At 28.7% G+C, this 15,250-nt stretch carries 12 protein-coding genes; 3 read left to right on the forward strand and 9 right to left on the reverse strand.

Annotation, left to right across the window (positions count from 1 at the left end; genetic code table 11):
- The 6 genes from CLOBL_RS10595 to CLOBL_RS10620 all read right to left on the reverse strand — a co-directional run bounded on the left by CLOBL_RS10595 (position 1) and on the right by CLOBL_RS10620 (position 9,540).
- Positions 1–1,638, reverse strand: coding sequence for a thiamine pyrophosphate-binding protein (locus CLOBL_RS10595; RefSeq protein WP_077859000.1), 1,638 nt, complete (start codon positions 1,636–1,638; stop codon positions 1–3).
- 80 nt (positions 1,639–1,718) lie between these two features.
- Positions 1,719–3,164 carry an ATP-binding protein gene (locus CLOBL_RS10600; protein WP_077859001.1) on the reverse strand — a complete coding sequence of 482 codons (1,446 nt, stop codon included), beginning with the start codon at positions 3,162–3,164 and terminating at the stop codon, positions 1,719–1,721.
- A gap of 359 nt (positions 3,165–3,523) precedes the next feature.
- A complete protein-coding gene (locus tag CLOBL_RS10605) occupies positions 3,524–4,081 on the reverse strand; it encodes a hypothetical protein (protein WP_077859002.1) in 558 nt (185 codons plus the stop codon).
- Between the two features lie 145 nt (positions 4,082–4,226).
- A complete protein-coding gene (locus CLOBL_RS10610) occupies positions 4,227–6,668 on the reverse strand; it encodes an EAL domain-containing protein (RefSeq protein ID WP_278281329.1) in 2,442 nt (813 codons plus the stop codon).
- A 235-nt stretch (positions 6,669–6,903) separates the two neighbouring features.
- Positions 6,904–7,692, reverse strand: coding sequence for a ribonuclease H (locus CLOBL_RS10615; RefSeq protein WP_077859004.1), 789 nt, complete (start codon positions 7,690–7,692; stop codon positions 6,904–6,906).
- Between the two features lie 327 nt (positions 7,693–8,019).
- Positions 8,020–9,540: a GH25 family lysozyme gene (locus tag CLOBL_RS10620; RefSeq protein WP_077859005.1), complete on the reverse strand. Its 1,521-nt coding sequence runs from the start codon at positions 9,538–9,540 to the stop codon at positions 8,020–8,022.
- 498 nt (positions 9,541–10,038) lie between these two features.
- Here CLOBL_RS10620 and CLOBL_RS27960 point away from each other — a divergent pair, with 498 nt between their 5' ends.
- Both CLOBL_RS27960 and CLOBL_RS10625 read left to right on the forward strand, forming a co-directional pair.
- The gene (locus CLOBL_RS27960; RefSeq protein ID WP_179117733.1) at positions 10,039–10,185 is read left to right on the forward strand and encodes a hypothetical protein; all 147 of its coding nucleotides are present in this window, start codon (positions 10,039–10,041) and stop codon (positions 10,183–10,185) included.
- Between the two features lie 212 nt (positions 10,186–10,397).
- Entirely contained in the window at positions 10,398–11,309 is a 912-nt protein-coding gene (locus CLOBL_RS10625) for a metallophosphoesterase (protein ID WP_077859006.1), read from the forward strand.
- Positions 11,310–11,395: 86 nt separating this feature from the next.
- Here CLOBL_RS10625 and CLOBL_RS10630 read toward each other — a convergent pair whose 3' ends face one another.
- The 3 genes from CLOBL_RS10630 to CLOBL_RS10640 all read right to left on the reverse strand — a co-directional run bounded on the left by CLOBL_RS10630 (position 11,396) and on the right by CLOBL_RS10640 (position 13,927).
- Entirely contained in the window at positions 11,396–11,557 is a 162-nt protein-coding gene (locus tag CLOBL_RS10630) for an ATP-binding protein (protein WP_242953819.1), read from the reverse strand.
- 463 nt (positions 11,558–12,020) lie between these two features.
- Positions 12,021–13,430, reverse strand: coding sequence for an MFS transporter (locus CLOBL_RS10635; RefSeq protein WP_077859007.1), 1,410 nt, complete (start codon positions 13,428–13,430; stop codon positions 12,021–12,023).
- A gap of 53 nt (positions 13,431–13,483) precedes the next feature.
- Positions 13,484–13,927, reverse strand: coding sequence for a MarR family winged helix-turn-helix transcriptional regulator (locus CLOBL_RS10640; protein ID WP_009171355.1), 444 nt, complete (start codon positions 13,925–13,927; stop codon positions 13,484–13,486).
- 487 nt (positions 13,928–14,414) lie between these two features.
- On the opposite strand from CLOBL_RS10640, the gene plsY reads away from it, so the two are divergent.
- On the forward strand, positions 14,415–15,008 hold the full coding sequence (gene plsY / locus CLOBL_RS10645) for a glycerol-3-phosphate 1-O-acyltransferase PlsY (protein ID WP_077859008.1): 594 nt from the start codon (positions 14,415–14,417) through the stop codon (positions 15,006–15,008).
- Positions 15,009–15,250: the final 242 nt, after the last annotated feature.

The raw sequence follows: 15,250 nt of genomic DNA on the forward strand, positions 1-15,250 counted from the left end.
CTATCCCCTTTTCATAGTTGGCGGTATTTCATATGGATCAACTATAACTTCTATTACAATTACTTCACTATGTAAATTTGAAATTTTTAAAGCTTCCCTTAATTCTGACTGATTGTAGCATTTATATGTTTTTGCTCCTAATGACTCCCCAAATTTTTTAACATCTAGTGGTACGTTATAAATGGTTCCAACCGCTTTTCCAAAGTGTTGCTGCATTCCTTTATCTACCATATCAAGCCTGCCATTATTTAATATTATAATGGTAACCGGAATGTTATAATTTACTGCAGTTGATATTTCACTACCTTGCATAAAAGTACATCCATCACCTGTTAAGCAAACAATCCTGGAATTATAATCCGCTAATTGTGCACCTATTGAATATCCTATAGCATGTCCCATAGCTCCAAATATATCATCAAAAAAAAATGTTCCAGCTTTCCTAATAGAAAAATACTTTATTGCATAAAATGAATGGCTTCCATCATCCCCAAATATAATAGAATCATCTGGCAATTCTTCTCTTATTATCTCCATGACTTCAATGGCAGAAAGATATGATGAATTATTATTTCTGTTATCCTTCAGTTCACATTCTTCTCTTAGTAAACTATACTTATTTTCTATTTTATGCTTATGCTGAACTTTATCTAATATCAATTGTAAATTTGTTTTTATATCGCCCAAAATAGATAATGTTTGAACTTGAAGTGATTTTTCTATAAATGTAAGATCGTAATCCATCTGTACAACTTCTTTAGGAAGATTATCTGATGAAATATCAACTAAAGACATGTCCGATAATTTACTTCCTATGACAATCATTAAATCTACATCTTTTTTGATATACCTACTTGATTTTTCTGTGCCACCTAAACCTAGACCACCAAGTGATAATGGGTGATCCTCAACAAATGTTCCTTTTCCTCCAGGAGTTGTCATAACAGGTACATTCCATAATTCAGCTACTTTTTTTACTTCCTCATAGGCTAAACTAGAATGTATCCCCTTGCCTGCCAAGATTACAGGTTTTTTAGCTTTATCGAGCTTATTAATAAATTCATCTAATTTTAAAGAAACTAATTTATTGTGTTCATCACATAAACTTATTTCAAATTCTTCTATTTCTTCATTAAGTATATCCATTGGTATAGATAAGTGAACTGGGCCTTTAACGCCAAAATATGCTTTTTCCAATGCATGTTGTAAGTATCTTTGAAACAAGTCAGCTCTTTCAACTCTTGCACTAAACTTAGTAACCGATTCAAACATTTTTACTAAATCTGTACCAAAAGCTGTAGAATCCTGCCCCAATGCTTTTCCAGAATTATATATAGGCTGCTGTCCTGTAATAAATAATACTGGTATATGATATGCTTTCGCTTGTCCTGCAGATGTTAATAAGTTGGTTCCCCCAGGCCCTGATGTTCCTATAGCTACACCTATCTTTTTACTCATCAGTGAATAACCAGCCGCCTCATAGCCAGCGCCATTTTCATGTTTGCTTAAAACAAAGTTTACATCTTGTTTGTCTAACTCTATAAGTAAAGGTATAAGTGGCTTTCCGGGTATCCCAAAGACATGATCGATTCCCCATCTTTTAAAATTCGAAACTAATATGGATGCTATACTTTTCATATATATCTCTCCTTTTCAATTTACATTAGTATTCTTATTTTAGCACCTTATATCTTTATTAATAGACAATCATGAAAATTTTAAAAATAAATATCCGAGAACTCAACATTAATGGCATTTACTAACCTGTTATCAGAAGCTTGAAGCATTTTATTTTCTTCCTCATTTATTTTTTTCTCATTAATAGGCAGTGTTATAGTAAATGTACTTCCAATATCTAACTCACTGTCTAATTCTATCTTTCCCTCAAGAATGATTACCAATAACTTTACAAGTGCTAAACCAATACCACTACCTTCCGCCTGCCTTGATAGATTATTTTCAACTTGACCAAATCGTTCAAAAATCATCTTATGCTTTTCTTTTGGAATTCCTATACCAGTATCACTTACAGCAACAGTCAATTTCTTATCTTTTCTAATTTCTTTGACCTCAACAGTTATGGAACCTCCCTCTGGAGTAAATTTTATAGCATTGGACAGAAGATTTAAAATTATACGTTCGTATTTTTCATCATCTATTATAGTATTAATGCTATTCACATTACTTTTAAAAGATAAATTAATCTTTTTCTGATTAGCATATATCTTTATCGAATCTGTAATTGATTTAGTTAAAAATATAATATCTATATTCTTCATATTCAATTTAAACTGATTTGAATTAAATTTTGTAATATCTAACAAATTATTTACAAGCCTTAATTGCCTGAACGTGTTTCGCTTTATACTTTTTATAAGTTTTGCTACTGGCTTGGAAATTTCATTACTATATATATACTCAATAAGTTGGATCGCAGAATAAATGACATTTATTGGCGTTTTAAATTCATGAGTAATAAGTGTTATGAAATCATCTTTCATAACAAGATCCTTTTCAAGTAATTCTCTTTGCCGTTTTTCTGACTTATATAACAATTCCTGCTGCTTACTTATTTGTCTATTTTGTTTTCTAAGTAATAGCTCCCTTTCTATTGCATCAACTACCATGGTTAATGTCATTAAGAAAAATGGATTATGAAGTATAACAGCAGTCATAATGCATATACTTCCAAGTAAATCCCCCTCATCTGAATAATGAAACGGTACTCCATAACATGCACACTCATGTAAATATCTATGATAATGATTAGTTCCTATTAATTGTATTGGTTTATTTTGTTTGAGTGTCAAGCTAACAACATTTGTCCCCATCTCTTCCTCTAGAAATTGAATTCCCGGCTTAATTCCTAATTTAGACATGGTTTCCCTTATCGTATCATCTCCAAGTACCTCAAGTAGATATCCCTTTTCATCTGTAATGGCTATTAGTACTGGAGTTCCTTCTAATGATTTGATCATTTTATTACTAAAAAATCTTACTACATCTAAAACTTCTTCATAAACATCTTTACGTCTACATAAATTTAATTTAGACATAACATTTTGGGGTATTCTGGGCTTATCTGGATCAAGCCCTAAATCTTTGCATCTCTTTTTAGATTCTAAAATATAACTTTCTTCATGTTCATGTGTTTGTTGAACCATATATTTATCCCCCTTAAAAAGAAAATAAATCATTACTTTATCTTAGAATACTATCTCATACTCTAATTATCTTGCAATCCACAATTATGAAAAATATTTTGCAGATAAAGTCATAACTTATTCATCCAAATAACACTTAAATATAAAAATTATTAGGTTCTATGTCTAATTTTTTACTATTTTGCATATTTTCCACTAATGCAATTATATCATTAATGTGTATTTCATGAAATATTTATTTTGTTTATGTCAGAGATATTTATTTATATAGATAGTTTTACACAAATTAACTCTAATCAAGATTTTATAAATTATAAGACCCCTTTGAAAATTCAAAGGGGTCTATTATTTTCTTTATCTTAGTTTCCATCATCTGTTTTTGCATTTTCATTTGAAACAGGCATTACAATAATACTCGAAATAGTTTCATTATCCTTATTTGAATATGTTATTCCAAGCCTATCTCCTACCTTTATATCACTAACAGTAAGATCCTTAGCTTGAGTTCCTCTGCCCATAGATTTAATCTGTATTCCATCGCCAAGTGTAATATCCTTGGTTTCACCTGTATATTCCACTTGTTTGTTCAATTGTCCCTTAGGCACTTGTTTATCTTGAGTATTTGCTTTCTTATCCGTCTTATCTCCGCTATCTTTATTTGCTTGTTTATCACCACCAGTTCCTTCCGGTCTTTCAGGTGCTTTTATCACTTTTAGTGTTACTTTGTTTCCATCAATACTTGCAACTTCTCCTTCTAAATCTGCTCTTTGAAAGTTCCTCTGCTTGCTTGTCCCATCATCAGTTGAAGCGTTTGAGGCTGTGTTATTACTTTGAGTATTTGCAGCATTAGCACCACATCCAACCATTAAAGTAGCTGTTAACGCTATACCAGTCAATACGTAAACAATTTTTTTCATCTTAGTTCCTCCAGTGTAAAATATTATAGTAATATCTCTATGTAAAAAATAATACACTACAAATGTAACAGTTAAGTTACAATTTTATAAATTAAGTGAAATATTATGATGTATGTAATATAATCTAAAAATTACGATTAGTAAATTACGTTTCTAATTTATTAATAAATTTATATTCAAACTCTGTTGCTTCCATAGGTTTCCCTATTAAATATCCTTGAATATAATCACATTCAAGTTCTTTTAAAATTTCAAGTTGTTTTTCTGTTTCAATCCCTTCTGCTATAATTTTAATATTTAGACTATGCCCCATTTCTACTATTGATTTAATAATCATAGTATTTTTATAGCTTTTTTCTAGATTAATTATAAGTGATCTATCAATCTTTATCTTATCAATAGGTAACTTATTTATATAGCTAAGAGATGAATAACCTGTTCCAAAATCATCTAATGAAATTTTAACTCCTATACTTTTTAATTGAGTTAATATATTTATTATTGTATCAAAGTCTTCCATAGCCTCATCTTCAGTAATCTCAAGATTTAAATACTCTTGTGGCAATGAATAGTTTTCTAATATATTCTTAACAAATGATACAAATCCAGGCTGTTTTAGTTGAGAATAAGATGTATTTACTGATATATTAACCTCACCCGAGCTAAGTTCATTCCATTTCTTACATTGCTCACAAGACTTTCTAAGCATCCAATTATCAATTGATATAATTTCTCCAACTTTTTTAGCTATTGGGATAAATTCTATAGGTGGAATAATTTTTTCTCCCTGTCTCCACCTTATGAGAGCCTCTGCATATAAAACTTTCATAGATTTTAAATCCATAATGGGCTGATAATAGGTTATAAATTCATCTTTTTTAACAGCTTTATTTAATTTCATTTTTATTTCTAATTTATCAATGGCGTTATCTTCCATTTCGGACGAATATATAGCATAATTATATCCACCATTACCTTTAACTTCATACATCGCAATATCAGCTTTTCTAATTAAAGTATCTGAGTCATCCCCATGCTGAGGAGCAATACTTATACCTATACTTGCTCCTATATTTAATAGTTCTTCATCATAAACAATAGGATTTTTCAGTTCTATTTGAATCTTCATTGCAATTTCTTGAATATATGAAACAAGTTTTGGACTTCTTAATATTATTATGAATTCATCTCCCCCTATTCTACTAATGCTATCTTGTGCCCCTATAATATTCTTTAATTTAACTGCTACATTTTTAAGAACCCAATCACCAACTTGATGCCCAAAATTATCATTTATATGTTTAAAACTATCTAAATCAATAAAAAGTATCGCAAATCCTTCCTTATTGTTTTCTAATAGCTTATTAAGATTTTCCAACATCATTTTCCTATTAGGAAGTTCTGTAAGTGCATCATAATATACATAATGAAGTATTTGCTTTTCCGCACGCATTTTATCCTCAATTTGATTTTTAAGTTTCAAGTTTGTTTCTTCTAATTTTAAAGTATATTCCTTTTCTATCTCTGAAAACTTTTTTCTTTCTGAAATATCATGAAGTAATATTAAAATTCCAAGCATATCATCATATTCATCATAAATTATTGTTCCTGATAATTCACATATTATATTGCTTCCATCTTTTTTCTGTAATCTAACCTCTACATTTTTAACATAGCTTTTCTCCATCATTTCATTAAAATCAAAATTTTCATAATATATAAATTCACCAAATATTTTTCCTTGTAGTTCATGAAATTCATACTGTGTTACATTAAACGAAGTCTTATTACAACTCTGAATAGTAAAATCTTCATTCAATATAAAAATCGGTTCATTAACAGTATCGTAAATATATTCCGATATATATCTAGGAGCAGTTAGCATAAACCTGTGCTTACTTATTGCATAACAAACTCCTCCCAGTGCTATTATTCCAGTCAAAACTGCTGATGGAAATAGAACCACTCCAAATATAGGTAAAACTATGTCTGTAAATATTCCTATAGAAATACTTATAATGCAGGTTGATAAAATAATTCTATTTTGCTTTTTTATTCGATTCTTTTTAGAATTCTTTCCTTGGAAAAATAGAACTACAATACCAGATATATAGAAAATGACAGCATATATGCTAAATGCAATCTGACCAAATGAATTTGGTGACACATCAATCCATCCATAATACTCCTTAATCATAGCTGAAGAAGGAGTAACTATGACATTGCACATAAATAATGCTATAGCAGGAACGTGAGCTAATATTATTATAGGAAAACTAAATTTATTTTTTTCCTCGCTATTTAATACAGATGCAAAATATAGCCAATGTCCTGAAACAAAACAGTATCCCAAAACTGAAACTGCTCTCCAAAAAAATGCTATATTTATATTTTCAGAAATCAACATCATTGCATATCCACCTGACCAGAGAACACAGCACATGCTTAAATTAAAAAATACTTTATTAGTTTTTGATTTTGCATCTATCTTATAGCCATAAATGCCCAAAGATAAATAGAGCAAACAACATAATAATAATGAAATGAAAAGAGTAATTTTAATAATAACACCTCCAAATGTAAATATAAGTGATTATATTTTTATATAATCTGACAAATTAAATCATGTAACTTATTTATTTTAATAAATAGTGTATAATTCAACAATTTATTCCATAACAACCATTATATTATTAACATTCTGATAATTCAACATTTTTTAAATCTATTTATAACAAAAAGTCATTTATATTGACTCTATCTACTTTATATTTATAAATTTAATAAAACTAAAATTACTACTCTATATTCTTAAATGTCTCTTAATTTGAATCTTTGCCTATATCCCTTGCATACATATCGCAGAGAGAGTTTTCAAAATGATTTGAATGTCCTTTAACCCATTGAAATTCAATGTATTTTTCATTACATGCCTTATCAAAGCTAAGCCACTTTTCTATATTTTTAGGTTGCTCTCCATTAATTGTTTTAAAACCATTTAACTTCCAAATTGGTAACCATTCCGTCAACCCTTTTCTTACATATTGGCTATCAGTTATTATTCTTATTTTTTCGATATTTCTTAATACTTCAAGGGCTTTTATAGCTGCTTCAAGTTCAGCCTGACTGCTGCCTATATCATCAACTTTTTCTGAATACAAATTATAATTTTCCTTTAAATCTTCTATTATGAATGCAAAGGCACCATACTTTTTCTTCTCGAAAAAGCTTGCATCTGTGTGAATCTTATAAATCTTTTCTTCTGCATCACTTTCATCTATTGCATAGCTATTAAAGTTATTATTTCGTTTATCTAAAACTACAATCTTTCTTCTATCATTAAAAGCTGCCACATCTTTATCATGTGTTAAAACAAACTTCACATCAAATCCTACATAATATGTATCTATGCGTTTATTATGCAGCATTTTTCTAACCTGATATTCATTAGCTCTAAGATAATCTGTTAACTTATTATTGCTAAAGAAATGCAATTCTTTTTTTAAAGGATCAAATTCTATTATGGAGCATTCTTTATTATTACTTATTTTAATTTTATAGTTATTATTTTGCGCGTCTATTATTTCCATTGTAAAAAGTGTCATTTTCATAAAAATTACTCCTTTGATCAATAATATTCATGTCTTAATTTTATCATATAGCTTAAGATTATTTATAGCTTATTCACTTTTATGTATCTACCAACAATATCTCATTTTCTATTTTATACTACTTGATGTATAATTTTTCTATAAATTAATCAGAACTATGGAGCTTATTATGCCGCTTTCTAATAAAAAATTTTCATAAACTAACTTTTATAAATTCATTATCATATTTTTAATTATTTTCGATTCGATATCTTCAATTATTGAAATCAAAATAAGATGAGATACATATTACACCTCATCTTATAGTCTTAATATTTATTGCTTAAATTATCTAAAAATATTTTGTGTAAATTGATCTAAATCAACACTGCCGTTAATTCCATTAACAGTACCTTGGTCTGTATATTGCTGTCCTACTCTAGAACTCCATATACTATTAGATGGTAAATTTGAAAAACTAGTATAGTAATTAGCTTCCCATAATGAATATTTAGCCAACCTGTTATCTAAATTATCTATAAAACCTGAATATGTATATATACACACATCCATATTACTTAATCTATTAAATTCATTTATAAATCTCATTGTATAATCCATAACATCAAATCCACTTGTTTCTATGTCTAAAACTGGTTTTAAGTCACTTTGCTTATTTTTTATATTGTTATAAAAATTTTGTGCCTGTGTTTCAGGAGAGCTTGTCCCAACTAAGAAGTGATAGAAACCAGTCTTTAAGCCTGCACTTTTAGCACCGCTATAATAAGATTCTAATGATGAATCTATATACGTTGTTCCTTCAGTAGCTTTCATGTATACACATTGAATTCCAGCAGATTTCACTTTCTTAAAATCTATGTCGCCATTATAATGACTGATATCTATACCTTTATATATACTACTTGTTGTTGTACTTGAATTACCACTAGTGCTTGGACTACTTCCGGTATTGCCATTAGGCGCTGGACTAGTACTACTTCCAGTGTTTCCATTTGAAGTCGCTACTGGTCTCTTACCATCAGAACCAATTTTGTATCCATCTATTGTAGTGTTCGTAACTAATGTTCCAGAAGATGGATCTAAATAGTAATAATCACTTCCTGAATTTACCCAACCTGTTGCCATCACTCCACTAGATTTTAAGTAATACCAGGCCCCGCTTAGATTAATCCATCCCTTAGCCATAGCACCAGTATCATACAAATAATACTTTACTCCATTATCTAAAATCCACCCAGTTGACATACTGCCGCTATTATTAAAATAATACCAATAATTATTTAATTGAACCCAGCCTGTTACCATTGCACCGCTGCTATAAAACATATAAGTAATATTGTCTATTACATTAACACCTGTTATCATAGCCCCTGAATTATTTAAAAAGTACCAAGTATTATTTAATTGCTTCCACCCTGTCGCCATGCTGCCTGAATTATTTAAATAATACCAAGTACCATTATAGTTTAACCAGCCAGTTGCCATTTTACCATCATTATTTAAATAGTACCAAGTACTATCTGGTTTAATCCACCCAGTTACCTTAGTGTTATCTGATTTATAATAATACCAATATCCATTTTCTTTTTTCCAGCCAATAGTTGATGTAATATTTATATTTCCAGTATTATTAATACTTTTAGTATCATACTTAGAAATAACATTTATTGGATTCGGTTTATTCTCGGGCGTACCTGGATTTGGAACTGAATTTGATGAATTTACAGTAATGCTACCCGATGTTGTTGTCGAATTAGTAGTTGCCGCTTGCACACTTGCCGCTTGTCCAAAGCTTAATATAATTGTAAGAGCTAATACAAATGAAGTCAGTTTTCTTTTAATATTCAAACTAATCATTCCCCTTCTAATCTTTCCTAGAAATACATACTGATTTGTCTCTTTCTAGAATCATCCTCACTAAATACAATCCATTTAAATTATATAATTATCTCAATTTGTAAACAATAATTTTACTATGGATGTTAAGCAAAAAAATGGAAAGCAATATTATTATAGGTAGATATTAATTATCTTTTTCTTTTATTAATATTATATTAGTTTTTAATAAACTAATTATTTGATAATTTATTAAAATCATTAAGTAATTTTGGATAAAATTACTTAAATGCCTGATACTTTTATTTACTCCTTCTATATATCTCCAGTCTATCTTTTATCTTCTAGTAATTTTCAATACATATTCCAATTATAACACATAATTTTACATAATTTAACTTAAATTTTCTATCCATATTTTCTAATAATGATTATCTATTAATAAAAATTGCTTTTTTCTAAATATTCTGATATAATTATATAAATACAAGAAGTAAGGAGTGATGTTAAATGAATAAATTACTCATTAAAACTATTACTAAAAAAGTTATGGAATTTATATTATATGGTTCAGGATATAGAGCTCCTGAATATGCGTATATCCGTGTATCACGAACTCATAATAAAAACATCTTTGGTAATACAGTTCAAAGATAATGATATAAATTCAATTTAAATACGATAATCATTATAGATAGACAAGCAGTGACTTAACTTATGTAGCAGCCTTCCAAGATAGCATACATATTTGTTTATCTATATTTGATATATATCCACTCTCTCAAAAAGACCGAAGAATATTCTTTGGTCTTTTTTGCATTATTCTACTAAATAAGTTTATATGTTAATATTTATATGGAGGTGTACTTATGAATAGAGTAAAATTTGCAGTGTTCACTGATTTACATTATGACCATATTCACGATGGTTGTAAGCGAATTGATGACTTTATAACTAATATAAAAGATGCAGACATTGATTTTGTTATTCAACTTGGTGACTTTTGCATCCCTAAAGAAGAAAATCAATTTTTACTTAATAAAATGAGCAGTATCGGAAAGCCCATTTATCATATAATTGGGAATCATGATTCTGATTCATTTCCAAGAGAAAAAGTCATGGATTTTTTGAAAATGAATAACTCTTATTATTCCTTCAAAAATAAAGAAATTAAGTTCATTGTATTGGATACCTGTTTTATAAAAACTAATTCAGGATATAAACCATATTCTAGGAAAAATTATAACAAAACAAATGATATATATCCAGTTCTTCCAGCACATGAATTAAAATGGTTAGAGTCTCAATTAAATGATGACAATAAGTATTATGTTATTTTCTCACACCATAGTTTTGAAAATGAATTTGCTAAAAGAGGTGTATATAATAGATGTGAAATCAGAAATTTGATTGATGCAGTAAATAACAAGGATAAAAAGGTACTTTTATGTATAAATGAACATGACCATGGTGATTCTCTAAAGAAAATAGGACAAACTTATTATTTTGGACTTAACTCAATGTCATATATATGGTTTGGTCCTGAACATGAGCATTTTTGTTATTCTAAGGAAATTCATAAACAATATCCTTTTCTAAAAGACATAGTTTTATATAAAGATGGTTTATATGCTGTTGTTACAATTACCGAAAATGGCAGCATTAATATAGAAGGCATGAAGGGAGACTACCAGAATATTTCTCCTAAGGAGCTGGGCATTGAAAATGTATGGAATGGCCGCTATTTGTCACCTATAATCTCTTCATTAAAAGTAGACTAATAAGCTTTTTGCATAGAATACACTAAGTAATGTATTAATTTTCAAATAAATAATTTCTATCTACATATAGCATATAATATTTTTCTCTATTCTAAAGACAGTGAAATTATTACTGATGTGCCTTTTCCATATTCACTATCAATTTCAAGATTTCCTTTGTGCATATCAACTATATTCCGAGAAATTACTAACCCTAGTCCTGCACCACTAGATTTAGCATCGCTCTTATAAGAATGACTCCATGACATATTTTAGATCCTCTTCTTTGATTCCGAAATTGAATTTCACTAATTGAATTAATAAGAAATTTGGAATTTACTTTATATACCTTTTTTATTTATCACTTATATTGGGGCTCAAAATTGTGTGATATTTGCAATCCATCTAGTATGTACTAATTACTATACTTACATTGAAGATATTGTTGTTTTTCTATTGATAGTTAAAAGCTTTCAAGAATCAGTCTTATAATCAATAGTATTCTAAGTACAAAAAATAAGAGCTTATATTTCATAAACTCTTATTTTACGCAGTAATGCCTTAACCTCTGATATCTTCTAAAGATATTTACATATCTTTATAGTTATATAGGAACATAGTTACCTTTTTTAATATTTATTTATTAAAATATATTTTTATGAACAAAAGTATATATTTATCTTTGTTCATATTAAACTTAAAACTAGTGCTTTAAATGCATATTAAAGCTTCTTAGCTTCTTTTACTTCTTAATCTTAAGAAAGTCAAGGCAGCTCCAATTAAACTTATTACTGCAGCCGCTATATATACAGTTCTCATAGCATATATAAAAGCATCATTTCTTCCTGCTACAAAATCTGTAACACGGTATCCAATTATAGAACTCATCATGCTATATAAAAGCGTTGTGGCTAAAGCTATCCCACATACCATTCCCAAGTTTCTTACAAGAGCATTTACGCTTCCTGCAATTCCAAGTTTCTCTTTCGATACTGTTGACATTATCAAAGAATTATTAGGCGATTGAAATAATCCCATACCAATAGACATAATTCCTATGAATATTATTGTGATTATTACAGTTGAATTTACATTTAAAGTGGACATTAATATTAAACCTAGGCTTATAAGTATTAAACCTATGAAGGTTAAAAGCTCTGAGCCAATTTTATCTGATAAGCTTCCACTAAGAGGTGCTACTACAGTTAAGAGTAATGGATAAACCATCATTATTAATCCAGTATGTTCTGGTGTATAATTCATTACATCCTGAAGATAAAATGGCAGAATAATATTGTTACAGAAGATTGCTACAAAAGTTACAAATGCACAAAATATACTTAAAGAAAATAATTTATTACTAAATATATTCAATTGTAATAAAGGATCTTCTTTTTTCTTTTCCACAAAAATAAATATTATAAATGAGATAATTGCGATGGCAAAGCTCAATAAAATCATTGGATCTGAAAAGCCAATGTTTAAACCTTCATCTAAAGCTCCAAAAAGTGGAACAATTGCAAACATAAATAATACAGCTCCTAAGATATCTAATTTTCCCTTAACTGTTTTATTCCCCTTCGGTAACAATTTAATAGCATAAAATAGTGCTATTACTCCAATAGGTACATTTATTAAAAAAATATATTCCCAACTTGCTGCACCTACTATTAGTCCTCCAAGTCCTGGTCCTATTAGAGATCCTAAAGCTACAGAAGTACCTAAAAATCCAAGAGCTTTTCCTCTTTCATGTGGAGGGAATGTTTCTGTAATAATCCCTTGATTATTAGCCATAGTTCCAGCAGCGCCTATAGCTTGTACTATTCTTGCTAAAATAAGTATTGGAAAAGAATTTGTTATACCACACAACAAAGATCCAAGAGTAAATAATCCTAATCCAAATGTGAACATCTTGGATTTTCCAAGCATGTCTCCAAGTCTTCCAAAAATCAATACTGTCCCAGCGATTACTATTAAATAACTTGTTGCAACTAACTGTATACTAGATGTTGTTACATTTAAAGCAGTAGCCATTTTAGGTAATGCTACATTTACAATACTACCGTCTAGGGCAGACATAACTGTAAACATTAAAACTATTACTAATATGGACCATTTGCTTTTATTTTTTGCATTTTCCATTAATTTTCCTCCTTTGTCACTTGTCACTATTTAACTTACACAACCATATTACATTAATTCTCAAATTTGTTTAATCTTCGAATATTGATTAGAATTTTCTTTAAAGACTGCATTGTAATTAACATTTCTGCTTCTGATACATCTTCTGTTATTAAACTCATCAACGTTTGAACATCTTCATGAATTTTGGGCAATACTTCTTTAGCTTTCTCTGTTAAATATAATTTATAAGATCTACTATCTTTTTCATCTTGTTCTCTATAAACATAACCAAGATCTACTAATTTTGTAATTGTTCTTGCGGACATTGCCTTGTCATTGCCAAGTTCTTTGCTTAAGCCGTTTTGGCTTATACCTTCGTTTCCTTCAAGATTAAACAAATATGGGCTGGAACCACTGCTTAATCCATATTCTTTTAAGGCCTTTTCTAAATACATTTGCTTATATCTAAAAATTTTACTTATAACCATTATGAAGTTCATGCTTTCAACATCCATAATCATTCTCTCCTTATAATATATTTGATTAGTCGACTATATTATATTTATCTTGCGTTGACTTGTCAACCTTACTAACAAAACAATTTTACTTCATATTTTAATGAGGATGAAGCAAAAACTCATTTAACTTATTATTTCTAATGATGATACTATGGCTATAGGTGAAATTAGTGCTTTATTATAATCTTGCAAATAACAAGCACGATTGGTTTTTATATAATCGATAAAATAGTTACTATTCCGTATCAATGAGCAATTGTTAACTTTTCATAATATTTATATTTTTAAACGTTTATTTAAATAATTAATCTTTCTTTAATTTGCGCAACATATTGAAAAAATATTAATTACTTAAATATGAGTTATATATCTAATTGTAACTATTCATTAAGGTATTAATTATGTTATAATAGTCGTGGTCTTTAAGTATGGCCAACTGTAATGATTAAATTTAACAAATTAAAATAAACTTAAGGTGGAAGAAATGATTATTATAATAACCATTGTAATAGCTTTTTTATGTGGTTCAATTCCAACAGGATACTTGCTTACTAAAAAGTTATATAGAATTGATATAAGAACTAAAGGTAGTGGAAACATAGGTTCAACAAATGTTAAAAGAATTGCTGGAACTAAAATATCAATCATCACTCAGATAATTGACATTTTAAAAGGAATAATTCCAGTATTTTTAGGAATGTATTTGATTAAGGTTATTAATTTACCAATATCATCTAGTATATTTCTTTCTCTTATTACAATAGCAGTAATTTTAGGCCATGACTTTACTCCATTTCTTAAATTTAATGGTGGTAAGGGTGTAAATACTACTCTTGGTGCGTTCATTTTAGTTGCACCAATTCCAACATTGATTGGAGTTACAGTTTACTTTATACTTCGTTCATTTACAAGTATAGTTTCCATTAGGTCGATTTCGATAGGGATTACAATACCTATTATGTGTTTCATTATGAAATTTCCTGCTGCAATAGTATTTTCTGCCATAGCAGCTTGTGTTTTAATGATACTCAGACATAAAGGTAATCTTATAAGAATTATAAATAATGAAGAAAAATAATCTTTGTTCTATATAAATATTCAAAAGTACCTCAAAAGTTTTTAATACTCCTTTTGTAGGTACTTTTATGATAAGATTTAGTATTAAATACGACCTTTATAGTAAAGCTTCCTTAGTAAGCTATATGAAAATAAAAAAGCTTTTATTATAAAAAAATAAGTTCTAGCATAAGCTAGAACTTATTTTTTACTTGGCGACTCAGAAGGGGCTCGAACCCTCGACCTCCGGCGTGACAGGCCGGC

Origin of the sequence: Clostridium sp. BL-8, assembly GCF_002006495.1 — a bacterium.
Taxonomy (GTDB): Bacteria; Bacillota; Clostridia; order Clostridiales; family Clostridiaceae; genus Clostridium.

What these genes read in the sequence shown, in the direction of transcription:
- plsY (WP_077859008.1), top strand. Translation starts at nt 14,415, where the DNA reads ATGATTATTATAATAACCATTGTAATAGCTTTTTTATGTGGTTCAATT.
- CLOBL_RS10600 (WP_077859001.1), bottom strand. Translation starts at nt 3,164, where the DNA reads ATGGTTCAACAAACACATGAACATGAAGAAAGTTATATTTTAGAATCT.
- CLOBL_RS10640 (WP_009171355.1), bottom strand. Translation starts at nt 13,927, where the DNA reads ATGGATGTTGAAAGCATGAACTTCATAATGGTTATAAGTAAAATTTTT.
- CLOBL_RS27960 (WP_179117733.1), top strand. Translation starts at nt 10,039, where the DNA reads ATGAATAAATTACTCATTAAAACTATTACTAAAAAAGTTATGGAATTT.
- CLOBL_RS10595 (WP_077859000.1), bottom strand. Translation starts at nt 1,638, where the DNA reads ATGAAAAGTATAGCATCCATATTAGTTTCGAATTTTAAAAGATGGGGA.
- CLOBL_RS10630 (WP_242953819.1), bottom strand. Translation starts at nt 11,557, where the DNA reads ATGTCATGGAGTCATTCTTATAAGAGCGATGCTAAATCTAGTGGTGCA.
- CLOBL_RS10605 (WP_077859002.1), bottom strand. Translation starts at nt 4,081, where the DNA reads ATGAAAAAAATTGTTTACGTATTGACTGGTATAGCGTTAACAGCTACT.
- CLOBL_RS10635 (WP_077859007.1), bottom strand. Translation starts at nt 13,430, where the DNA reads ATGGAAAATGCAAAAAATAAAAGCAAATGGTCCATATTAGTAATAGTT.
- CLOBL_RS10615 (WP_077859004.1), bottom strand. Translation starts at nt 7,692, where the DNA reads ATGAAAATGACACTTTTTACAATGGAAATAATAGACGCGCAAAATAAT.
- CLOBL_RS10625 (WP_077859006.1), top strand. Translation starts at nt 10,398, where the DNA reads ATGAATAGAGTAAAATTTGCAGTGTTCACTGATTTACATTATGACCAT.